Raw genomic sequence first — 23840 nt, 5'->3', positions numbered from 1 at the left:
ATATTTCAGCAAAATTCTACAAACCCCATTGTAACATCAAACGGTTTCCAATTTGGATACATTTTTGTTACAGTTATGTTACATACCAGAAAAAAGGAAAACGAGTTGACTATATTATCAACTCGTCCATTTCACCTTTTTTATTTATGTTCAGCTAACCATTCAGACACTTTTTTCGCATCTTCACCTTGAATAAGTCCTGGTGACATTGAACCGCGGCCTTTTTTAATAATCTCTTCGATATCTGCAGCGTCGTACTTACCGCCTACTTTTCTTAAATCAGGTCCAGTTGCCCCTGATAAATCTGTTGCGTGACATCCCGCACAACTTCTTTGGAAAATTTGTTCTGCGCTGTCTGTGCTTGCAGACTGTTTCGAAGACTTACTCTCTTCTTTATTTCCGCATGCTCCTAAAGCAAAAACAACCGATGTCCCTAGCGCAATAGCCAACAATTTCTTTTTCACTTCTATCGCTCCCCATTGTTGATATTCTTTTTATTCCTAACACACTCATTTTCATTATAAGCATTATCTTTATATAGAAAAACTAAGGTGTATTTCATATTCCTCAAAAATACAGTGAGAACCTTGATAAAATAATGCTTTCATAAGTTGTTTCAATTCTGTGAACAACTTAAAAAACTCCTATAAAGCATCCTTTTTAAAAGGAAAATTAGAAAGTTCTATATAAATCTTTACCATATTACCGCTCTATTTTACTATTCTCTACTTTTTACAAAACAATATACAGCATTGTAATCTACATATAATCCCATCAAAAAGAGAAGTTGTCGTTTCCAACTTCTCTTCCTCTTTACTTCATCTATAAAAATAAAATCAAATTCTTTATATCCTCTATTGTCCTCAGCATGCGCCAACAATTTCGTTGGCTTTTTTTCGCTTATTAGATGCGAGAACGTAAGTAAGCATCAATAAATGGATCAATCTCTCCATCCATAACAGCTTGTACGTTACCAACCTCCGTATTTGTACGATGGTCTTTTACAAGAGAATACGGGTGGAATACGTAAGAACGGATTTGGCTACCCCATCCGATTTCTTTTTGCTCTCCGCGAATTTCATCTAATTCTGCTTGTTGCTCTTCTAGTTTCTTTTGATATAATTTCGCTTTTAACATTTTCATCGCATGCTCACGGTTTTTAATTTGAGAGCGCTCCGACTGACATGTTACAACCGTATTTGTCGGTGTATGTGTAATACGAACTGCTGAATCTGTCGTATTTACGTGCTGTCCACCAGCTCCACTTGCTCGGTACGTATCAATTTTTAAATCTTCTGTACGTACTTCGATTTCAACTTCATCATTGAACTCTGGTACAACTTCACAAGATACGAATGATGTATGACGACGCCCTGAAGAATCGAATGGTGAAATACGTACAAGACGATGTACACCTTTCTCTGCTTTTAAGTAACCGTAAGCGTTATGACCTTTAATTAATAAAGTTACACTCTTAATACCAGCTTCATCACCTGGTAAATAGTCAACCGTTTCTACTTTGAATCCGCGTTTTTCAGCCCAGCGTGTGTACATACGTAATAGCATAGAACCCCAGTCTTGTGACTCAGTTCCACCTGCACCTGGATGTAATTCTAAAATCGCATTATTTTTATCATAAGGATCACTTAATAGTAACTGAAGCTCATACTCATTCATTTCTTGAATTAAGCCTTTTACTTCTGATTCTAATTCCTCATGTAAATCTTCATCATACTCTTCTTTTAAAAGCTCATGCGTGATTTCTAAATTTTCGAACGTCTCATCTAACTGACGGAACTTTCCAACCATATCTTTTAACGCATTCGCTTCATTAATTACAGCTTGTGCGCCTTGTTGGTCATCCCAAAATCCTGCGCCCATCATTTTCTCTTCTAATTCTGCAATTTGTTTCTCCTTAGTAGGGAGGTCAAAGAGACCCCCTAAAAGCCGCTAATCGCTTAGCCATTTTCTCTAATTCCTGTCTAATTTCTACTAATTCCATTTCCTTCACCTCTATGTAATTGCTGTTACTTTCGTATGAAAACAAGGGAAACTCTCTCCACTTATTACGGAGAGAGTTTAATCCTTCTTAATTATACATTTTTGATATAAAAGTTTGCAAAACAGCCAAAGCTACCGTCCTATATTACTGAACGATACCACAGCAGTTTTTATATTTTTTACCACTACCACATTTACATAAATCGTTGCGGCCCACTTGGTCACCTTTTACAACTGGCTTTTTCTTTGCTTCTTCGCCATCGCTAGAAGGATGAACAGCTTCACCTTGAACAACTTCTTGACGTTCTAAGTTTTGTTCAATTTCAGCTTTCATAATGTAACGAGAAATTTCCTCTTCAATAGAAGCAACCATTGACTCGAACATCGCGAACCCTTCCATTTGGTACTCACGAAGTGGATCGATTTGACCGTAAGCACGTAAATGAATACCTTCACGAAGGTGATCCATCGCATCAATATGCTCTGTCCATTTCGTATCTACAACGCGGAATACAACAACCTTCTCAAACTCACGCATTTGCTCTTCTGGCATAAGCTTTTCTTTTTCATTGTATCGCTCAATTAATTTCGCAATAATTGGCTCGCTCATTTCCTCAGGAGCAAGGCGACGTAATTCTTCTTCTTTTACATCTCCGTCTTGAAGAAGGTTTGTATTTAAGTAGTCAACAAGACCTTTAATGTTCCAATCTTCTTCAATTTCCTCTTGTGTATGAAGAGCAACAGCACGTTCTACTGTAGATTTCATCATACCTTCAATAATGCCGCGTAAGTTGTCAGACTCCATTACCTCTTGACGCTGTTTGTAAATAACTTCACGTTGCTGACGAAGTACATCATCATATTGCAGTAACTGCTTACGTGCATCATAGTTATTTCCTTCAACACGTTTTTGTGCAGATTCTACCGCACGAGAAACCATTTTACTTTCAATCGGCTGAGAATCATCCATACCAAGGCGGTCCATCATTGCTTTCATATTATCTGAACCAAATCGGCGCATTAATTCATCTTCCATCGATAAGTAGAACTGCGTAACACCAGGGTCCCCTTGACGACCAGCACGACCACGTAACTGATTATCAATACGACGACTTTCGTGACGCTCTGTACCGATAACTGCTAAACCAACGTTTTTCACATCGTCTCCAAGCTTAATATCTGTACCACGACCTGCCATGTTCGTCGCGATTGTTACAGCACCTTTCATACCAGCCTCTGCAATGATATCTGCTTCACGAGCATGGTTTTTCGCATTTAAGATGTTATGACGTACACCTTTACGCGTTAACATTTTTGAAATAAGCTCTGAAGTTTCAATTGCAACTGTACCTACAAGAACAGGTTGTCCTTTTTTATGACGATTTACAATATCCTCAACAACAGCATTGAACTTACCTTCCATTGATTTAAAGATTAAATCGGCACGATCATCACGAATAATCGGTTTGTTTGTCGGAATTACAATAACGTTCATATTGTAAATGTTACGGAATTCCTCTTCCTCTGTTTTCGCTGTACCAGTCATACCAGATAATTTTTCATACATACGGAAGTAGTTCTGGAATGTAATTGTTGCAAGCGTCATGCTTTCATTTTGAATTTCTACACCTTCTTTTGCTTCAATCGCTTGGTGTAATCCTTCGCTATAACGACGACCTTTCATAAGACGACCAGTGAATTGGTCTACAATTACGATTTCGCCTTCTTGTACAACATAATCTGTATCACGATGCATAACAACGTGTGCACGAAGCCCCTGATTAATATGGTGAAGAAGTGCTACATGTTTTAAATCGAATAAGTTTTCAATATGGAAAGCTTTCTCTGCTTTCGTAATACCATCTTCTGTTAGCATTACATTTTTCGTTTTCACATCAAATGAATAATCTTTTTCATTTTCTAACGTACGAACAAATGCATTTGCAAACATGTATAGCTCTGTTGATTTTTGAGCTTGTCCTGAAATAATAAGCGGCGTACGTGCTTCATCGACTAAAATAGAATCGACTTCATCGATAATAGCAAAGTGAAGTGGACGTTGAACGCACTGCTCTTTATATAAAACCATGTTATCACGTAAGTAATCGAATCCAAGCTCATTATTTGTGCTATACGTAATATCAGCAGCATAAGCCTCTTGTTTCTCTTCGCGTGACATACTATTTAAGTTAATTCCTACCGTTAAGCCAAGGAACTCATGAAGTTGTCCCATTTCGCTCGCATCACGTTGTGCTAAATATTCATTGACTGTAACAACGTGAACACCTTTTCCTGTTAAAGCATTTAAATATACAGGTAATGTAGATGTTAACGTTTTACCTTCACCCGTTTTCATCTCAGAAATATTCCCTTCATGTAAGGCAATACCACCCATTAACTGTACGCCATATGGACGCATTCCAAGAACACGAGTTGCCGCTTCGCGAACAACTGCAAAAGCTTCAGGTAGTAAATCATCTACTGTTTCACCTTTTGTTAGACGTTCTTTAAATTCAAGCGTCTTTCCTTTTAATTGTTCATCAGTTAGTGGCTTAATAGATGACTCTAATGCATCAATTTGCTCAACTGTCTTTTGCATACGTTTAATTTGGCGTTGATTTACATCAAACACCTTTTTTAAAATACCGATCATAGGAAATACGCTCCTCTTTTTATTAAAATAAAACTTCCGATTGTTTTTCTTTTTCTCTATTACAATCAGTCGTTATAAAAATCAAATGTATGTTATGCCAATTTTTCTCCTAATTAAAAAAACTAAAATGTATATACCTAATGATAATTGTAACACTTGTCTTATAACTATGACAACAATCGGCCGATTGTCTCGTTCTAAATTAAGAAAAGTTTTTTAAAAATCTATTTTCAGCAAAAAAAGCGCAGCCTCATTTGGCTGCGCTTTCGAATTATTATTTAGTTTCGATTAAACCGTATTTCCCATCTTTACGGCCATATACAACATTAGTTTCGTTTGTATCAGCATTTGTGAAGACGAAGAAATTATGTCCTAGCATATCCATTTGTAGGATTGCCTCTTCAACGTCCATCGGTTTTAAATCGAATCGTTTTGTACGTACAAGTTCTAATTCATCTTCTTCTACCTCATCCAAAACAGCTACTGCTTCCGGAAGGATAAAGTTCGTTTTTATAGAACCTTTCTCACGTAACTTACGATTTACTTTTGTTTTATGTTTACGAATTTGTCGCTCAATTTTATCAACTACTAAATCGATAGCAGCGTACATATCGCTATTAGTTTCTTCTGCACGAAGTAATAAATCAGTAAATGGAATTGTTACCTCGACACGTTGCTTGTCAGAGTATACTTTTAAATTAACTTTAATCTCTGGGAATGTATCAAAATAACGCTCTAACTTACTTAGTTTTTTCTCTACATATTCCTTTAATGCTGGAGTTACTTCAATATTTTCACCACGAATGTTGAATTTCATAGATGAATTCCTCCTTTCAAGCCTATGTACTATAATTTCGACATTGGCTTAAAAACTCCTTCTAACTTTTTTAAAAAAATTAGTGGAATTGCGATTTTTTTATCGTTTTTTGTTGAAATGAAAAGATGCATCGTTTCTATCTTTATTTTATCCTATTAACATCGTGAATAACGAATATTTCTGTGGACAATTCGTTACAGAAAAGAAACAACTTTTTGACAACTTACCCTATAACAAAAACCCCTTGCGAAAAACAAGAGGTTCTACTACATATATATAACGTTGCCACAAACGCAGCTTTCTCTTCCCAAAACAATATACCCTACAGTTTCACAACATTAGCTGCTTGTGGCCCACGTGCTCCATCTACAATGTCAAACTCTACTTGTTGCCCTTCTTCCAATGACTTATACCCATCTTGTTGAATAGCAGAAAAATGGACAAATACATCGTCACCATCTTCACGCTCAATAAACCCAAATCCCTTTTCTGCATTGAACCATTTCACTCTTCCTTGCATGTTCATTCCATTCCCTTCACTCTAAAAATCAGGGCATTCGCCCCATATTTTGACTATAACGAATGACAACATATGAAGTCAAAGAAGACTTATCGCCTTTTTATTATCCCTTTCGACACTGTCATATTAACTTCTACAAAGTGTCAAACTAGATACTTCCCTTGCCCCTCTTTCATATAACAAACTTCCGATTTGCCTAACTGTAATCCCTGTCGTATACACGTCATCAACGAGTAAAATATGTTGCCCAGAAAACATCTCTTCTCCCTGAAAATAAAAAGGATTGCTTCCTGACACCCTTTCTTTACGTGTCTTCTTACTTTGCTTTTCTGTTTCCCTTCTTCTTAATGATGGATAAGAAATTTTGACAGGCAAACAAGTTGCTAATAACTCAGCTTGATTAAAACCACGTTCAACTTCCCTTTCCTTACTAAGCGGAACAGCGATAACAGTTGAAACATTGGCAAAACACTTTTGAAATAAACTTCGAAAAGGACGATAAAAAATGTGCACTAACTCTGCATCCCCCCGAAACTTAAACTGCGCTACTATTTCTTTCATCTCATCATCATACATATATAACGAACGGTTTTTAAAAGAACGATACTTCTCCTCTTTCATCCACCTTATACAATCTATACAAATACCGTCTTCTTGAAATGAGGCAGGAACAAATTCTAAAGGTCGCCCGCACTCCATGCAAATTTCTCCTATAATATAGGAAAGTTTCTGCTCACATCTATCACATATATATTTTCTATGACACTTTACAAAAAAGTGTACCAACTAACCTTTTCTACAAAACACTCATCACAAAGTAAACAATGCATTAATCGATCAATCCTTGTTCTTTCGCATTTTTATTCATACCTTGAATATGTTTTTTCGCGCGCACCATCGCCTCTGTCTTGCCATAGTGAAAATAAATGACCTCTCCATACGGTGCTTCAAAGCTCCGCCCTGCTCGGCCCGCAATTTGTACGAGCGCACTTTCTGAAAATATTTCTTCTTCCGCCCCTAAAACTGCAACTTGCAAATTTTTCACCGTTACGCCTCGCTCTAAAATTGTCGTTGTAACTAATAATGGGATTTCTCCCTTTCTGAACGCTGCGACTTTCTCTTTTCTCATCGGATCTTCTGCATGTACCCCTTCAACTTTATTATGCAATGATTTCAATAACGAGCTTATTTCTTCTATATATCGTACATGGGGAACGAATAAAAAAACAGGATACTTTTTGTTTAAGTGCATCTTTAACCATTGTAGTAAAACTCGAGGAATTCTTTCACGGTTGAGGCTTTTCTTCCAATTTCCGCACCAGCAAAATAGAGGAACTGGCAACGGATGACGGTGATATCGTCCAGAAACAATAACACCTTTTTGTTCACCTTTTCTAAATTTTCGCTTCCACGTTTCATCTGGAGTCGCAGTTAAATAAATACGCGCCGCTTTTTCTTTCATCGCTTGTTTTACCGCGTACTGTAACATTTGATCTGCACAATATGGAAAAGCATCTATCTCATCTACAACTATGACATGAAACGCCCTATAATAACGTAATAATTGATGCGTGGTCGCAACGACTAATACTGCATCTTTTTCTTTATCTACACTCCCTCCATATAAAGCCGCTACCTTTATATATGGAAATACTTCTTGTAATCTCGGTGCTAATTCCAAAACAACATCCGTTCTTGGCGTTGCGATACAAACTCTTTCTCCTTTTTGAAGCGCTTCGTTAATACCGTAAAACAACATCTCTGTTTTCCCAGCCCCGCATACAGCCCAAATAAAAAATGATTCTTTTTGCTTAATAGCCTCTATAACTCCTTGCGCCGCCAAATTCTGGCCAGTAGACAACGTCCCGTTCCACTGTAACAAATTTGAATTCTTTTCTCTCTTTCTTTCAGCAATCCCGCGAACAAGTACAGCACATTCACTTACTCTCCCCATCGTTATACACTTCCGGCAATATGTGCACACTTTACTGCACCTTTTACATAAAAACGACTCAAATAGCCGCCGATCTACATTTCCACAGCGTTGGCACATATATTTAGAATTCTTCTTTTTTACACCTTGTACACATACAATCTCTCCCTTCTTTTTCAAATCGTTTAATTTCCTCTGTAAATCTGAAGAAAGTTCTTCTAATAGCAACTGTTTCCCCGCTACCATCAACAATCACCTCCAGCACTACTATAAACCTTTCTCATCATCTCGTAAAAACTCAAAAAAGCCGATAACCTACTTATAAAATAGTAAGCTATCGACTTTATACACTTTTTTTATTCTTTTATAAATCCTAGAATCGACCGTATCCTAAGAAATGTTTTTGGTTATACGAGCTGTTAATATCACCGTACGCAATTCCTTTATCACTAGCGTGAATCATTTGGCCATTACCAACGTAAATACCGATGTGAGATGGACCTGCTTTATAAGTACCTTGGAAGAATACTAAATCTCCTGGTTGTGGGCTACTTACTTTTGAAACAGAATTCCAGTAACCATTAACGTCTTGACGACCTACACCAAAGATGTAAGAAATGAATCCACTACAATCAAAACCACCGTTTGATGGAGATGCACTTCCCCAAACATATGGTAAACCTAAGTAGCTTTGTGCTTTACCAATTACGCCACCCACATTTGAAGCTGGCTTTTTCTCTTCTTGTTTAGGTGCTTCTTTCTTAGGCTCTTCTTTTTTTGGTTCCTCTTTTTTAGGTTCTTCTTTTTTAGGCTCTTCTTTTTGAGCTTGTCCACCATTGTTTGCTGGTGCAGCTTGCTCTGCAGGTGCTGGCTGAGCTTGCGCAGCTTTAGCAGCTTGCTCTGCTTGTTTTTGAGCAGCAGCTTCTTGTGCAGCTTTTGCTTGTGCTTCTTCTTCTGCAATGCGTTGTAATTGCAGTGCTTGTTTCTCAAGCTCTTTCAATTGACCTTCCGTACTTGTCATTGAAGTTACAACTGTATCCATTTTACCGCTTAAATCGTTTACCGCTGTTGCTTTTTTCTCTTTTTCAGCGTCAAGTTCTTTCTTAGCAGTTTCAATTTGAGCTTGTGCTTCTTTTAATTCTTTTTGTTTCTCTTTTACCGTTGCAACATCTTTTTTCACACTAGCTTGGTCTTCTTGTTGTGTTTTCATGATATCTTCATCAGACTCAAGAATTTTAGAAACTGAAGTTAAACGATCAACTAAATCTGCAACATTTTTAGAGTTTACAAGAACTTCTGTTACAACGTTCGTATTTGGTTGTTCTTGAAGTGCAACTAAACGCTTTCTTAATAGCTCTTCACGTTTTGCAATCTTTGTTTGTAATTCTGCAATATCTTTATTTTTCTTTTCAATTAATTGCTCAGTATCAGAAACTTTTTTCATTGTTTCATCAAGCTTTGCAGCATTCTCTTGAACAGATTTATCTAAACCTTGAATTGTTTTGTTTAAGTCATTCATTTGCTTTTGTAATTCATCACGTTCTTGTTGTTGTTTATGTAAAGTGTCATTTTGTGTATTAATTTGTGATTTCACGTCAGAAATTTTATCTTCTGCAAATACATTTGGTGTTAGCCCAGAAAACATTAACCCTGCAACTAATGCACAAGATGCCATTTTTAGCTTTTTCATTTTATTTTTTACACCGCTTTCTTTTTTCTTTTTCCGTATATAACCTATAAAATTTATACCATAATTCGGGATTTTTTTTGCTAATGTTACGTTTTTGTAAAACAAATGTAATATTATATGTAGCTCTAGCGCAAAATGCGTATATTTTTGTATGTATGTGTAGAAATTTATATACTTTTCTCACTTCTATAAACAAAGAAAAAACGTAAGGAATCCCTTACGTTTTATTAAATATACGAATACAAATGAAATGCTACTTCATCCATTTCTCAGCCCAATTTTGGACCTCATCCATAACACTTTCTAACGCTTTTCCCTTGTCAGTTAAGCCATACTCGATTCGAACTGGTACTTCTGGATAGACATTACGAACTACAATGCCCTCGCTTTCCAATTCCTTCAAACGCTCTGACAACATACGATCGCTCATATTTGGGATAATATCTGCGATTTCTCTAAAACGTTTCGACTCTTCAAGCAAAGATTTAATAATTAAGCCAGTCCACTTCTTACTAAGCAGAGTAAAAGCTGACTCAAACTTTGGACATAAACAAGAATTATGCTCCATATGTTTCACCTCTCTTCTATTATAATATAGTTTCTTGTAAAAAGTAAGTTATAAAACTTTCCTCATTATTTTATTTTACGTACATTTTACCATTTCCAAATATTAACTTGTCAACTAAACGTAACATACCCGTAAAAAAACCCTCTTAAAAAGAGAGCTTTTTATATCTTTATTACTTCGTATACCATCCAAGACCTAATGCACCTTCACCTAAGTGCGTACCAATTACAGCTCCAAAATAACCTGTACGAATTGTGACGTGAGGATATTTTGCTTCTAATTCTTTCTTCCATTCATTCGCTTCTTCTTCACGTTGCGCATGAATGATAACTGCTTCCATAGGTACACCTTTACTTGCTTGCTCATCAAAAATTTCAATGATACGTTTTAATGCTTTTTTACGTGTACGAATCTTTTCAAACGGAATAATGATTTTATCTCTAAAATATAGAACTGGCTTCACTTGTAACAGACTGCCGATGAAAGCTTGCGCGCTATTCAATCGACCACCACGTTGTAAATGATGTAAATCATCAACTACAAAATAGGCGTCCATCGTTTTCTTCATTTCATCAAAACGAGCGATAATCTCTTTTGGGTTCTTTCCTTCACTTGCTAACTTTGCACCTTCACGCACATAAAATCCTTGTACTTCACAACTAATTTCAGAGTCATACGTGTATACATCAATACCCTCTACCATCTGTCCAGCTGTCGTTGATGTTTGATATGTACCACTAATTCCACTTGATAGGTGAATACTAATAACTGCATCATAATCTTTAGCTAGTTCTTCATATAGCTCAACAAACTTTCCGATTGCTGGTTGAGAAGTTTTTGGAAGTTCCTCTTGTTCACGTACTTTCACATAAAAATCATCTGCTGAAATTTCAGCTTCTTCTTGATAAGATTCTGTTCCAAACACAACGTTTAATGGAATCATATATATATTGAGTTCATCACGAATTTGCTTCGGTATATATGCCGTACTATCAGTAACAATAGCTATTTTCATTTTCGTACCTGCCTTATAAAAAGTTTTATTTCCTAATTTTACACGAAAACTACAAATGGTGCATCCATACATGAAAATGCCGGTTGAAATTATACCTACCATCTCGACAAATTACAACAAAAAGATAAAATACTCACCAAAAACTTCAGCATATTTAGAAAAAATGTTTGAATATAAAAAGGCTCGCTTTTAAAATGGAAAGTACTAGTCATTTTGATAGATAGGGGCGTACACAAGTGCTATTACAATATTTAACAATCAAAGACTACGGCGAACACGAAATCGTCATTCAAAAATCAAGATTTATTTGTTATATTAGCCGAGCAACGACTGAGGAAGAGGCTCAAGAATTTATACAAAAAATAAAAAAACAACATTGGAATGCAACACATAATTGTTCCGCTTATTTAATTGGCGAACAAGATCATATTCAAAAAGCAAATGATGACGGTGAGCCTAGCGGTACAGCTGGCGTACCAATGCTGGAAGTACTTAAAAAACGTGGACTAAAAGATACCGTCGTCGTCGTAACACGCTATTTTGGTGGCATTAAACTTGGCGCAGGTGGATTAATTCGTGCATATGGAAAGTGTACAAGCGAAGGCGTTAATCATGTCGGTGTTGTCCAGCGAAAACTAATGCGTGTGATGCAAACCGAGATTGATTACACATTACTTGGCAAAGTGGAAAATGAATTACGCAATTCAAAATATGCCATTAAAGATATACATTATCTAGAAAATGTCACATTTGATACGTATGTAGAAGAAGACGGCAAACAAGCATTTACAGATTGGATGATTGAATTAACAAACGGGAAATGTACAATTACAGAAGGAGATATGTTGTACTTAGAACAAGATGTTATCTAAGCATAACCAATTTATCACCTTCAAAGATTAATGTAGTGAATTACTTCCCTACAAATGAACTAACGAACTAAGGAGATTATATATGGAAGAACGTTATTATCATCTCCAAAATAGCAGAATAAAAAAGAAGCGAAGAAGGAAACTTTTCTTCTTCCTTATTTTCGCATTTTTATTTGGCAGCATAGGAGTTTATGTGTTAAATTCTTACTCTTCTCTTATGGGGATGTATAGTGGTTTTACTCGTGAAAAATCAGATTTAAGAAACAAAGATGTAGAAATTACAAAGGAACCTTTTACAATTCTCATTATGGGTATAGAAGATTATGCGACAGATGGTCAAAATGGTCGTACAGACTCATTAATGTTTGCAACAGTCAATCCAAAAACGCAAAAGATTTCACTTATGAGTATTCCTCGTGATTCTCGAGTTAAAATTGTTGGCAAAAATAAGGAAGACAAAATTAACGCTGCCCATGCTTACGGCGGAGAAGAAATGGCAATCAAAACTGTCGAAGGCTTTCTAAAAGTTCCTGTAGACCATTATCTGAAAATTGATTTCCAAGGCTTTAAAGGTATCGTTGATGCTGTTGGCGGCGTTACCGTTGACGTACCCTTCGATTTCTGGGAGCGCTCTGACGTGGATTACTACAAAAAAATTCAGTTTAAGCAAGGACAGCAAAACTTAAACGGTGAAGAAGCACTTGCTTACGTCCGTATGCGAAAGCAAGATCCAAATGGCGATTATGGTCGAGCTGCTAGACAAAGACAATTACTGGCCGCTGTTGCTCATAAACTAAACTCCACCTCTACTGTATTTAAAATTAAAGATTTAACAGCTGTCGTTGGAAAATATATAAAAACCGACATTCCTATTTCAGACGGACTTGCTCTTTACAATAAACTTTCTGGATTTGATCCTTCTACAATGCAAACGTTAAAGCTTGAAGGCGAAGACAAAAAGATAGGCGGTATTTATTACTTCCTTCCAGATCCAATCAGTGTAGAAACGGTGCGTAACGAAATTGAAAAAGAATTAGGAGAAAAAGCAAAAAATCCAACTACAAAAAACAACTCAAATCCTGATTCAAGTTCTAACTCTAACGAACAAACAAAAAAAGAGACAAACCAAAATAAAACACCAACTGATCCGCCACCTTCTACAAATGCTCATGCAGAGTGGATTATGCGCAATCAGCCGTAAAAAAAGGCCCAATCTATCCGATTGGGCCTTTTTTTATTTACTTATTAAAGTGTTGTAAAATCGCTTCTACAATACGCTCTGATGCACGACCATCACCGTAAGGGTTAGATGCTTTCGCCATCTTATCATGAGCTTCTTTATCTGATAACAACTCATCAGCAAGACCAAAGATTGTCTCTTCGTCTGTTCCTGCTAATTTCAGCGTACCTGCTTCAATACCTTCAGGGCGCTCTGTTGTATCACGAAGAACAAGAACTGGTACCCCAAGTGATGGAGCTTCTTCTTGTACACCACCAGAATCCGTTAACATTAAGTATGAACGAGCTGCAACATTGTGGAAATCAATTACATCTAGCGGCTCAATTAAATGAATACGGTTATGTTCACCTAAAATTTCATTTGCTATTTCACGAACAACAGGGTTCATATGAACAGGGTACACAACTTGTACATCTTCATGCTTATCAACAAGACGCTTAATTGCACGGAACATATTACGCATCGGTTCACCTAAGTTTTCACGGCGGTGAGCTGTCATAAGTACAAGACGATCATTTCCAAGTTTCTCTAGTACAGGATGACTATATGTTTCTTTTACAGTCGTTTGTAACGCGTCAATCGCTGTATTTCCTGTAATGAAAATACGTGACTCATCTTTATTTTCCTTCTGTAAGTTCGTTGCTGATTTTGCTGTTGGTGAGAAATGCAGATCCGCCATTACACCTGTTAATTGACGATTCATCTCTTCTGGGTATGGAGAATACTTATCCCACGTACGAAGGCCCGCCTCAACATGACCTACTGGAATTTGATTATAAAAAGCAGCTAAGCTTGCAATAAATGTTGTTGTTGTATCACCATGTACAAGTACAATATCCGGCTTCGCTTCTTTCATTACTTTATCCAAACCTTCTAAACCACGCGTTGTAACATCAATTAAAGTTTGGCGGTCTTTCATGATATTTAAATCGAAATCTGGCGTAATTCCAAAGATACTTAATACTTGATCTAACATTTGGCGATGCTGTGCTGTTACAGTCACAATCGATTCAATTTTTTCTGGGTGTTTTTGCAACTCTAATACAAGAGGTGCCATTTTAATTGCTTCTGGACGTGTCCCGAAAATTGTCATTACTTTTAAACGTTCAGTCATGTGATTGCCTCTTTTCTTTCACTAATTACAGCTTCTATTATGACATATAAAAATATGCATGAGTACATCCCTTTTTAACGCATAACAGAAACTTTTCTATTACAAATACTTTTTCTTCCTACCGAGTAATAATCTATCTTTTGTTTCTTAACATCTTCATCAGTATAACAATTTCTCCCATCAAATAAAATAGGCTCCCTCATAAGTTGTACGTACTTTTCTAACGGATATGTTTGAATATCTTCCCATTCTGTTACGATAAAAACCGCACTCGCATCTCTAATCGATTCATCTATACATCTACTATATTGTATAGCATCTCCAAATATATTTTTCACATATTGAATTGCTTTTGGGTCGTAAAGAACAATTTCTGCACCTATATTAAGTAATGCTTCTATTATAATAAGAGATGATGCCTCTCTAATATCATCCGTATTCGGTTTAAAGGATGCGCCAAGAACTGCAATCCGCTTTTTACTCATGTTCATAACTTTTTTCGCTTTTTCAATCAATAGCAGCTGTTGCTTATTATTTACTTCAATAACCGCTTTTAACAAACGAAAATCATGAGCAACATTTCCCGCAATTTGCACCAGCGCTTTCGTATCTTTCGGAAAACACGACCCTCCGTAGCCAATGCCCGCATTTAAAAAAGATGCGCCAATTCTCTTATCCATTCCCATCCCTTTGGCAACATCTAATACATTCGCGCCTACCTTCTCACATATATTTGAAATTTCATTAATGAAACTAATCTTTGTAGCTAAAAAGGCATTCGACGCGTATTTAATCATCTCTGCACTTTTAATATCTGTAACATACGTTTCTAAACATAATTCACTATACAAACTCTCTACTCTTCTTGCTACTTCCTCACTATCCGCTCCAATTACAATACGATCTCCATGAAAGAAATCATAAATACCTGAACCTTCACGCAAAAACTCTGGATTCGATACGATATGTACTGTATGCCTCCCTTTTAACTTCTCCTCAATCCATCCCTTCATTACATCATTTGTACCTACTGGAACTGTACTTTTCGTAACAACAATAATATCGTTCGTCGCATATAATCCAATATCGTTACAAGCACTCTGAATATACGTTAAATCTGCCGTCCCATCTAATAAAGGTGGTGTTCCAACTGCAATAAATATAAACTCTACATCATCAAATGCCTCTTCTTTATTTGATGTAAAAATTAAAGCATTATTCTCATATGCATAATTTATTAATTCATGTAATCTAACCTCATAAATAGGTAAATCCCCTTGTTTTATCCGTTCAATTTTTTCATCATCTATATCAAAACATGTAACTGAATACCCTAATTTTGCCAATCCCACTCCTGTAATCAATCCAACATATCCAGTACCTACTATCGTAATTTTCATTTCCTTTTCGCACAGGAATTTACAATAGAAAAGATATGAAATATAGAACTCTCCCTGCGCTTCCCCCTCTCATATTAAAAATGTGAAAACCCTTTTCCTTCTTCATTATATGAATTACTTCCCTTACTTTTTTTAAAGTTTTTGTAAAATTAAATGTACTATAAAGTAAAACTTAATTAGTAAAAATGAGGCTGCCAGTTCACGCGTGATAAATTCCCACATTTTAACACGAGACTTACTTATTTCTACGTGCAACACTTATAATACTGAAATAAAAGTATTCACTATCGAAGAAAAAGAGGAAATGTCACATTCCAAGGTTCAGTACGATTAACCTTCTCATATGATTCAACATTCTATATACAATTGTCATATATTCTATTCGCTTCCATTAACCGTAAAAAGAAAAAAAGATTGAATTCTAATCTTTTTGTGATACCATATGTTATGAGCCTGTAAATAAACATCATAATTTTCAGATAAATATATTTTCAAAAAAAAAAATTACGTTAGACTATAAAGGGTGGGGTATTAATGGACTCACAAGTGATTTATGCCATTTTGGCATCTTTCATCACTGTACTTGTCGTTACTCCTTTAGTTATTAAATTAGCTTTTAAAATAGGAGCGACAGATAAGCCAAACGCACGTAAAGTGCACCAAAAGATTATGCCACGTCTTGGCGGGTTAGCAATATTTATTGGTGTAGCTGTAGGATTTGTTGTCGGCGGCTTATATGAGCAAAGAATGTTATCGATAACGCTAGGTGCAATTATCATTGTAATCATCGGAATTTTAGATGATATGTACGAGTTATCTGCGAGAGTAAAATTCGGTGGACAACTGTTAGTTGCCATTATGATTGTAAAAAGTGGATTATTAGTGCAAGTATTATATATCCCATTCTTTGGGGATACTGAACTTGGATGGCTTGCTTATCCAATTACAGTATTTTGGCTTGTAGGTATTACGAATGCAATCAACTTAATTGACGGCTTAGATGGATTATCTGCTGGGATTTCATCTATCGTACTTGCAACGCTAGCATATATGGCCTTTACTAGCCCATGGGGTACTGGAACAGCTATTATCTTGCCACTCGCATTAATTATATTAGCAAGTACAATTGGATTTTTATTCTACAACTTCCATCCAGCAAAAATTTTCATGGGAGATACAGGAGCACTATTTTTAGGATACTGTATTTCTGTTATATCGTTACTTGGATTATACAAAAGTGTAACGTTATTCAGTTTTATCGTTCCAATTATCATTTTAGGTGTACCTATATTTGATACGATATTTGCAATCATCCGTCGTATCGTAAATAAAAAACCTATTTCAGCACCAGATAAATCGCATTTACATCACCGCTTACTTGCAATGGGATTCTCTCATCGCAAAACGGTACTAATTATATACGCATTCGGTATTTTCTTTAGTGTAAATGCCATTATTTTCACTACTGCAACGTTATGGTTATCCATTATTCTTCTTTTCGCTTTGATTTTCTTCACAGAAATCATTGCTGAAATAATCGGGCTTGTACATGAACGCTACAAACCAATCATTTCCTTTTATAAAAAAGTGAAAAAACGCGAAGACTAATTGTAGTATAGCCTTTTCAATTATGAAATATTCAAATAGCATCCTCTTTCTTATAAGAGGATGCTATTTTTTATTCTCATTTTATATTTCCAAAATATAGATTGTTTGAGAGTTCCTCTATTGGAGAAAGATATACATAATAAGAAAAGTATCAAGTTTTCTTTTTTACATCTTGATTGTCAAACTGAGGGTGAATGTTATGATCAAGCGAGTATTTCAATGTATTATTTTATTTTTAACGATTACTATGTACGTATCATCTAATACTGAAGCAACAACTATTATTCCTGCTGAATATCATCCAAATACTGGAACAACTTCTCCTACACAAAAAATTGCGTACTTAACATTTGATGACGGACCAAACAAATATACTACACAAATTTTAAACATCTTAAAAGAAAAGAACGGAAAAGCAACTTTCTTTGTTATTGGTGGAAAAGTACCACATTATAAAAAGACAATGCAACGATTAATTAAAGACGGACATTATATCGGACTTCACAGTATGTCACATGATGTAAAACGCCTTTACACTGGTGACCCTTCCACTTTAATTGCAGAAATGGAGCAAACACAAAGCATTGTCCAGCAAGTTACGAAATTAAATACACATCTCGTTCGCGTTCCATATGGTAGTATGCCTTACTTAAAAAAGAATTACCGTGACGCACTTGTATCGGCCCAGTATAAAATGTGGGATTGGACGATCGATACATACGACTGGAAAAGCTATGACAACCCTTCTGCCATACTCGAAAGAGTACGTAATCAAAGTGATGAACAAGTCGAAGTCATTTTAATGCATGATTCGAGTGTAACCGTACAAATACTGCCAAAAGTAATTGATTATTTACAGTCACAAGGATACAAACTTCTTCCCTATAATCCTTCTTCTCATCTCAAGGTAAATTTTTGGAAAGACACAAGATTGTAACAGCTTTAGTGCCTATGTGCTAAAGCTGTTTTATTTTTCTCTTCCCACCCTTCCCATTTTTGTGTAAAATTTTAAATAGTGATGAAGTTTCGAGGTGAATAGAAATGAAACGAATAGATCTCATTTTTAACGCAATACAAAAAGGCAATTATACAGAAGGTGTAACCGCATCAGAACTCGCTACATTTCTGCAACTAGATCGTGCCAATGTAAGTAGCGATTTAAACAAACTTGTAAAAGATAAACGTTTATTAAAAACAAATACGCGACCTGTTCGTTTTTACATAGAAACGAACACTTCGTTGAAAACGCATTCAAAAGGCATAACTTCATTAGATACATTTGCAATTGAAAATACGAGCCTTAAAATTGCAATTGAAAAAGCGAAAGCTTCTATTCTCTATCCTCCAAACGGTATGCATACTTTACTACTGGGAGAAACAGGGGTCGGAAAGTCTATGTTTGCTTCTTTAATGCACGAATATGCAATTGAAGTTGAACAGCTTCCCAAAGATGCACCATTTATCGTCTTTAACTGTGCTGATTATGCAAATAATCCCCAGTTACTACTCGGGCAATTATTTGGGATTAAAAAAGGAGCTTATACAGGAGCAAGTGATCAAAAAGGGTTAATTGAAAAAGCACATGAAGGAATTCTTTTCTTAGATGAAGTACATCGCCTGCCTCCAGAGGGACAAGAAATGCTTTTCACCTTTATTGACCGCGGAGTATACCGCCGCCTTGGAGAAACAGAGAACGAACGTAAAGCACAAGTATTAATCATTACTGCAACAACAGAAGAACCAAATTCATTTTTATTAAAAACATTTACAAGACGTATACCGATGACTGTTACGCTGCCACCACTTCGTGAGCGTACACATAAAGAGCGCTTTGCTTTACTACAGCTATTTTTCACAAATGAAGCAATTCGTCTGCGAAAAGACATTCACGTTAGCCCAAATGCAATGCGTGCTTTCGTCTTTTACAATTGTCCCAATAACATCGGTCAATTAAAAACAGATGTTCAAATTGCATGTGCGAAAGCCTATTCTGATTTGGTCACAAAGAAACGTGATTCTGTCTATGTTTCAAGTACAGATTTACCTTGGTATATGAAAGAAGGGTTGTTCATTGAAAGAAAGAGCCGTCACTTATACCAAATACCAAATGAAACATTTGTATTTACAGGTGAGGAAGGTTGGAGTAATCATAAAACAGAAGATGAAAAACGCTCTTCTATTTACGATTATATTGATTATAAATACGAAGAACTTCAAGCACGTGGTATTGAAGAGGAAGAATTAGAATTACTAATAGAAAATGATGTTCAAAGCTTTTTCGTACAATATTTTAACCAAATATCCAAAAAAACAAGCCATGAAAATGTTTTTAAAATTGTGGATCGTAATATCGTTTCCGTATGTGAAAAAATAGCGGAACTTGCTGAAAAGCATTTATCTAAGACGTTTGATGAAAAAGTATTTCTTGCTTTAAGTTTACATGTACAGACAACTCTACAACGTTTACAAAGCGGAAAACAAATACATCACCCACAATTAAATCAAATTCGTACGAAATATAAAGAAGCTTTTTCCGTAGCTATGCAATGCATTCAACTACTGGAGGAAGAATTACAAATAACAATGCCTATTGATGAAGCTGGCTTTTTAACAATGTTCTTCGTTGTTGATCCAATTCCTGCCTCACAAACAGAAGTAAAAGTATTAATATTAGCACACGGTAATGGTATCGCAACTGAAATGGCAAACGTTGCAAACGAACTTCTCGGCATTGAGGAAGTAACCGGTATTGATATGCCGTTACACGAATCACCGAAAGATTTCTTGGAACGTGTGAAAGTGTATATGAAAACACTACAAAATGTAAATGGGCTTCTCTTACTTGTCGATATGGGGTCACTTGCTTATATCGGTGACATATTAGAAACGGAGTTCAAAATCCCTGTACGTGTTCTCTCGATGACGAGCACACCACATGCACTAGAAGCAGCTCGAAAAGCTCAGCTCGGTTATTCATTAGATGCGCTGTATGAAACAGTAAAAAATTTAACACCGTTTTACTTAAACGTACAAGAAGAAAAGAAAAAACCTCTCTCTCCAATGAAATCTGTTATTTTAACAGCTTGTTTAACTGGTGAAGGAAGTGCTTTAGCTATTCAAAAAATGTTAGAGAACTATTTACGATTTGATAAAGACTTAATTGAAATTATTCCGATTAGTATCGTCCATGAAAAAGATTTAACGAAAATGATCGAGAACATAAAAAAAGAGCGTAATATCATTTGTATCGTCACGAATTTCGATGTGCAAGTGCCGTGCTTAACATATCATTTCCAAGACATCGTAAACTACACAGCGATTCAGCCCATTCAAGAATTAATTACGTATGAAGAAACATATGCAAAAATGGCGGATATTCTTGAACAACAAATGCAGCGTAACGATGGGGCATTACTGATTAAAACAATTCGTTACGCATTAAATACAATTCAAGAATTAATTTCCTTACAGCTAACTCCTGATAGCTTAATGGGGGTTATTCTGCATATGAGCTGTATGGTTGACCGTCTTCAAAAAGGAGAAAGCCTTCTTCCTCACCCTGATAAAGAGAAAAGAAGACAAGATGAATACTGGATGTATATGAAAGTAAAAAAAGCATTGCAACCGATTGAAAATACATTTGAAATACAAATACCTGATGACGAAGTATTTTACGTTATGGACTTCTTTATTAAAAATCAGCCTGTTAAAAATTAATTGAGGCCGTTTTTAAAAATATCGACCGTAACGTGAGTTATATCGGCGATTTTCAAAACATATCGATTTACCGACAATAATCGCTAAAACTAGCACCTTATATAATGAGAAAAGGCTGTTCCAACATATGGACAGCCTTTTCCTCTACTTCTTTACTTTTCTAACTCGCCCTCTTATTTCTCCTCTTTTTTGTGATTTCGTATGAACATTAACATATACATTTGCTTGAATAATTTCTTGAAGTAAATGTACAAATGATTTCCCTTGTAAAGGTCCCTCAAAATCCTCTACATTCACTACACCAGTAATACTTCCCTCGTTCAAACTAATCCCTTGCTCCAGTGGACCATACAAATATAAAACAACAGGACCAATTTGAGTAGACTTCCCTAAATGAATTTGACACGATGTAACCTTTTCTATATTTTTTAGTATTACTCTGTAATGCAATTTCGTTAAATCATCACTAAAAATAAACTCTGCTACCCCAAAAGCTTCTGTATTTACAGGAGGCACTTCCCTCTTACCTGTTAACCTGGCAAAGAAATGTGTTGTCATAAGGCATTCTCCTTATATAAATTTCCCAGCACTACTTCTACTACTTTATGGTTTAGACATAATCATTTATGACTTTTTCAATTTTAATTACAAAGAAAAGATTCACAAAATCTTTACATTAAAATCGTTCCTGTAGATTGAAAGTCTCTTGTATAATGCACATAGAAAAACATTATAGGAGGTTATTTTGAAAAAAAACAAACACATCTTTCACACATTATTAGAGATTTTTCTCGTCTCATTTAAATTAGGACTTACTTCATTCGGCGGTCCTGTCGCTCATCTCGGCTATTTTCACCACGAATACGTGCAAAAAAGAAAATGGATGGATGAACGAAGCTATGGAGATTTAGTAGCGCTATGTCAATTCCTTCCTGGTCCTGCCAGCAGTCAAGTCGGTATGGGGGTTGGATTATTAAGAGGCGGACTATTAGGAGCTATTATTTCATGGATTGGATTCACTTTACCGTCTGTACTTGTTTTGGTTTTCTTCGCCTCATTCCTTAATCAGTTCGATCTTGGAAGTGCTGGCTGGATTCATGGACTAAAACTTGTAGCAGTAGCTATTGTCGCTCATGCCATATGGGGAATGGCGCGAAAGTTAACTCCAGATCGCAACCGTGCGACGATTGCGATTGTAACTGCCGCAATTGCCTTATTATGGCCAAGTAGTTGGACACAAGTCATCCTTATTATAATATGTGGCTTTATCGGCTGGTTTTTATATCGCAACCAACCAATTAGCCAATCACAAAATATAAAAGTACCTATTTCAAAAAAGATAGCAGTTTCTTGTCTCGTCTTATTCTTTGGACTATTACTGCTGCTACCGATATTAAGACCGTTTTCTTATTACATCGCTTTATTTGATAGTTTCTATCGCTCTGGCGCACTTGTATTTGGAGGAGGACACGTCGTGCTGCCCCTTCTTGAAGGTGAGTTCGTACAAAACGGAATGATGACGAAAGAACAGTTCCTAGCTGGATACGGATTAACACAAGCAGTACCAGGACCACTATTTACATTCGCCTCTTATATAGGAGCAGTATTAAACGGGACGCTTGGGGCAACACTCGCAACAATTGCGATTTTCCTCCCTGCTTTCTTACTCGTTATTGGTGTTTTACCATTTTGGAACAGTGTGAGAAAAATATCATTCATACAAGGCGCACTACTTGGTGTTAACGCCGCAGTTGTTGGTATTTTAATTGCCGCTTTTTACGATCCTATTTGGACGAGTACAGTTATAAATGCTTCAGATTTCGTTTTCGCTTCGCTTCTTTTTTGCTTACTAGCTTTTTGGAAAACACCACCTTGGGTTATCGTTATACTGGGAGCCTTTGGCGGATATATTCTGTCCATTTTATAAATAAAAAACGACGGCATGATGTAGCCGTCGTTTTTTCTATTAAAACTTCACAAGCTCTATGCCTTCTGGCAACTCACTCTCTGTTAAAATACGCAATTCCTTCACACGATCCATTACGTAAGAAGAACGCTTCACAAGCTCTGGATCAATATATGCTGGATGAACCATAATTTCTACCGTTTGTTCACCTTGTACTCTTTCTTTTAACTTCACAAAGTAATCTTCCGTCACACCATCCGCATAAAAGTCACTGTAAAACACATCAGAAAATGGATGCACCGCTCTATCTTCCTCACAACGACGAATCGGAACATTATATTTAGCCGCTAATCTCTTAAGAACATCATGTAAAATCGGTAAACCATGCACATGATGATGACTATCTAAATGAGTTGGTGTTAATCCGTAAGATAAAAACTTCTCAATTTGAGCAGTCCATTCTCTCTCAACTTCTTCTGGATTTATATTCCCTTCCCTTACAACACTTTGTTTATGAAACGATCCGTTTTCCCCTACGAGTGACGGTACATCCTTTAACAGTGGTTCTCCTGCCGTTAATACGAGATGTACGCCTACTCCGAGTAGGTTGTACTCTTTCGCTAAGCGTACCGCATGCTCTGTTCCTGGCATATTCATCATCATCGTCGTTGAATTTACAAGTCCATTTATATGCCCATCAATAATGCCGTAATTTGTACCTTCTGTAAGACCGAAATCATCTGCATTTACAATTAACTTAATCATCATAATACCTCCTAATAGAAT

Annotated in this window: 19 protein-coding genes and 1 pseudogene; 6 read left to right on the top strand and 14 right to left on the bottom strand. The window is 36.1% G+C overall.

Annotated elements, in window-relative coordinates; all coding sequences use genetic code 11:
• Positions 1-140: 140 nt before the first annotated feature.
• From cccB to DN404_RS03845, 10 genes and pseudogenes are all read right to left on the bottom strand, one after another.
• Positions 141-464, bottom strand: coding sequence for a cytochrome c551 (gene cccB, locus DN404_RS03890; RefSeq protein ID WP_000727971.1), 324 nt, complete (start codon positions 462-464; stop codon positions 141-143).
• A gap of 439 nt (positions 465-903) precedes the next feature.
• Positions 904-2002, bottom strand: a protein-coding gene (gene prfB, locus DN404_RS03885; RefSeq protein WP_096001716.1) for a peptide chain release factor 2 whose coding sequence is annotated in 2 segments (ribosomal slippage) — positions 904-1929 and positions 1931-2002 — 1098 coding nt in all. Because the reading frame shifts where the segments join, the coding sequence is not laid out codon by codon here.
• A 144-nt stretch (positions 2003-2146) separates the two neighbouring features.
• Positions 2147-4654 carry a preprotein translocase subunit SecA gene (gene secA, locus DN404_RS03880; RefSeq protein ID WP_000579387.1) on the bottom strand — a complete coding sequence of 836 codons (2508 nt, stop codon included), beginning with the start codon at positions 4652-4654 and terminating at the stop codon, positions 2147-2149.
• Positions 4655-4928: 274 nt separating this feature from the next.
• Positions 4929-5471 (bottom strand): ribosome hibernation-promoting factor, HPF/YfiA family, encoded by a 543-nt coding sequence (hpf, locus tag DN404_RS03875; protein WP_000671185.1) that lies wholly within the window; start codon positions 5469-5471, stop codon positions 4929-4931.
• Positions 5472-5793: 322 nt separating this feature from the next.
• On the bottom strand, positions 5794-5991 hold the full coding sequence (gene cspC, locus DN404_RS03870) for a cold shock protein CspC (protein ID WP_001990088.1): 198 nt from the start codon (positions 5989-5991) through the stop codon (positions 5794-5796).
• A 126-nt stretch (positions 5992-6117) separates the two neighbouring features.
• Positions 6118-6821, bottom strand: a pseudogene (locus tag DN404_RS03865) (phosphoribosyltransferase family protein).
• A complete protein-coding gene (gene comFA, locus DN404_RS03860) occupies positions 6821-8170 on the bottom strand; it encodes an ATP-dependent helicase ComFA (RefSeq protein ID WP_149214745.1) in 1350 nt (449 codons plus the stop codon). Before comFA ends, DN404_RS03865 begins: the two are co-directional and overlap by 1 nt.
• A 127-nt stretch (positions 8171-8297) precedes the next feature.
• Complete coding sequence (locus DN404_RS03855; protein ID WP_149214744.1) at positions 8298-9719, bottom strand: C40 family peptidase; 1422 nt, start codon at positions 9717-9719, stop codon at positions 8298-8300.
• 148 nt (positions 9720-9867) lie between these two features.
• A complete protein-coding gene (locus tag DN404_RS03850; RefSeq protein ID WP_000400857.1) occupies positions 9868-10182 on the bottom strand; it encodes a winged helix-turn-helix transcriptional regulator in 315 nt (104 codons plus the stop codon).
• Positions 10183-10354: 172 nt separating this feature from the next.
• Positions 10355-11197: a DegV family protein gene (locus tag DN404_RS03845; protein ID WP_000684725.1), complete on the bottom strand. Its 843-nt coding sequence runs from the start codon at positions 11195-11197 to the stop codon at positions 10355-10357.
• Positions 11198-11433: 236 nt separating this feature from the next.
• Here DN404_RS03845 and DN404_RS03840 point away from each other — a divergent pair, with 236 nt between their 5' ends.
• On the top strand, positions 11434-12069 hold the full coding sequence (locus tag DN404_RS03840; RefSeq protein WP_000926672.1) for a YigZ family protein: 636 nt from the start codon (positions 11434-11436) through the stop codon (positions 12067-12069).
• Between the two features lie 82 nt (positions 12070-12151).
• A complete protein-coding gene (locus DN404_RS03835) occupies positions 12152-13270 on the top strand; it encodes an LCP family protein (RefSeq protein WP_000392799.1) in 1119 nt (372 codons plus the stop codon).
• Between the two features lie 37 nt (positions 13271-13307).
• Here DN404_RS03835 and wecB read toward each other — a convergent pair whose 3' ends face one another.
• Both wecB and DN404_RS03825 read right to left on the bottom strand, forming a co-directional pair.
• Positions 13308-14423 carry a non-hydrolyzing UDP-N-acetylglucosamine 2-epimerase gene (gene wecB / locus DN404_RS03830; RefSeq protein WP_000140145.1) on the bottom strand — a complete coding sequence of 372 codons (1116 nt, stop codon included), beginning with the start codon at positions 14421-14423 and terminating at the stop codon, positions 13308-13310.
• Between the two features lie 74 nt (positions 14424-14497).
• Entirely contained in the window at positions 14498-15823 is a 1326-nt protein-coding gene (locus DN404_RS03825; RefSeq protein ID WP_006917643.1) for a UDP-glucose dehydrogenase family protein, read from the bottom strand.
• Between the two features lie 534 nt (positions 15824-16357).
• On the opposite strand from DN404_RS03825, the gene DN404_RS03820 reads away from it, so the two are divergent.
• From DN404_RS03820 to DN404_RS03810, 3 genes are all read left to right on the top strand, one after another.
• Positions 16358-17431 (top strand): glycosyltransferase family 4 protein, encoded by a 1074-nt coding sequence (locus DN404_RS03820; protein WP_006917642.1) that lies wholly within the window; start codon positions 16358-16360, stop codon positions 17429-17431.
• A 199-nt stretch (positions 17432-17630) separates the two neighbouring features.
• Entirely contained in the window at positions 17631-18368 is a 738-nt protein-coding gene (locus DN404_RS03815; RefSeq protein WP_000597148.1) for a polysaccharide deacetylase family protein, read from the top strand.
• Positions 18369-18472: 104 nt separating this feature from the next.
• Positions 18473-21148, top strand: a complete 2676-nt coding sequence (locus tag DN404_RS03810) for a sigma-54-dependent transcriptional regulator (RefSeq protein ID WP_149214743.1) — start codon at positions 18473-18475, stop codon at positions 21146-21148.
• A gap of 144 nt (positions 21149-21292) precedes the next feature.
• Here the strand turns inward: DN404_RS03810 and exsM are convergent, their stop codons facing one another.
• A complete protein-coding gene (gene exsM, locus DN404_RS03805; protein WP_000207046.1) occupies positions 21293-21706 on the bottom strand; it encodes an exosporium regulatory protein ExsM in 414 nt (137 codons plus the stop codon).
• Between the two features lie 187 nt (positions 21707-21893).
• Here exsM and DN404_RS03800 point away from each other — a divergent pair, with 187 nt between their 5' ends.
• On the top strand, positions 21894-23075 hold the full coding sequence (locus DN404_RS03800; protein ID WP_000739648.1) for a chromate transporter: 1182 nt from the start codon (positions 21894-21896) through the stop codon (positions 23073-23075).
• A gap of 39 nt (positions 23076-23114) precedes the next feature.
• Here the strand turns inward: DN404_RS03800 and chbG are convergent, their stop codons facing one another.
• Positions 23115-23819: a chitin disaccharide deacetylase gene (gene chbG, locus DN404_RS03795; RefSeq protein ID WP_016123775.1), complete on the bottom strand. Its 705-nt coding sequence runs from the start codon at positions 23817-23819 to the stop codon at positions 23115-23117.
• Positions 23820-23840: the final 21 nt, after the last annotated feature.

It is taken from the genome of Bacillus sp. TE8-1, from assembly GCF_008368855.1.
GTDB lineage: Bacteria > Bacillota > Bacilli > Bacillales > Bacillaceae_G > Bacillus_A > Bacillus_A cereus.
This window is presented reverse-complemented; position numbering and strand designations above follow the sequence as displayed.